1 protein-coding gene is annotated in these 873 nt (G+C 73.0%); it reads left to right on the plus strand.

Features of this window, described 5'->3' with window-relative positions:
* Positions 1-105: 105 nt before the first annotated feature.
* The coding region (locus P409_RS35375) for an ATP-binding cassette domain-containing protein (protein WP_034849817.1) at positions 106-873 on the plus strand (768 nt) is incomplete at its 3' end.

Consider the following 873-nt stretch of genomic DNA (forward strand, 5'->3'; position numbering starts at 1 on the left):
CACGCCCCGCTGCCGGGCCGAGCGGCCGGCGCTGGAGCCGGTGGGACCGGACGCCGCCGTGGCATGCTTCGAGAGCGCGCGTGTCGCCGACGCACGGGGGGCGGCATGAGCGCGCCGATCCTGGAGATCGCCGGGCTGCACAAGCGCTTCCGGCTGGAGCGGACGGTGGTGGACGCGCTGCGCCGCCGCCCCCATCCCGCCGTGCACGCCCTGAACGGCATCGACCTGGCGGTCCGGCGCGGCGAGACGCTGGGCATCGTCGGCGAATCCGGCAGCGGCAAGTCCACTTTGGCCCGCTGCATCGTCCGGCTGATCGAGCCGGACGAAGGCACCATGCGCTATGACGGCGCCGACATCCGGTCGCTGGAGGGGGCGGCGCGGCGCGCCTTCAACCGCCGGGTGCAGATGGTGTTCCAGGACCCGCGCGGGTCCCTGAACCCGCGCATGACGGTGCGCCAGACCCTGGCCGAGGCGCTGTCGGTGCACCGGATGCGGCCGAAGGCCCAGATCCCGGCCCGCATCGCCGAGCTCTTGGACCTGGTGCGGCTGCCGCGCGAGGCGGCGGACCGCTATCCGCACGAATTCTCCGGCGGCCAGCGCCAGCGCATCGGCATCGCCCGCGCGCTGTCGGTCGAGCCGGAATGCCTGATCGCGGACGAGCTGGTTTCCGCCCTCGATGTCTCGGTCCAGGCCCAGGTGGTGAACCTGCTGCTGGAGCTGCAGGAGCGGCTGGGCCTGACCGTGCTGTTCGTGGCGCATGATCTGCGCCTGGTCCGCCACCTGTCGCACCGGGTGGCGGTGATGTATCTCGGCGGGATTGTCGAGACCGGGGAGACCGAGGCGCTGTTCGCGGCGCCGCAGCACCCCTACACC

Source organism: Inquilinus limosus MP06 (assembly GCF_000767795.1).
GTDB classification, from domain to species: domain Bacteria; phylum Pseudomonadota; class Alphaproteobacteria; order DSM-16000; family Inquilinaceae; genus Inquilinus; species Inquilinus limosus_E.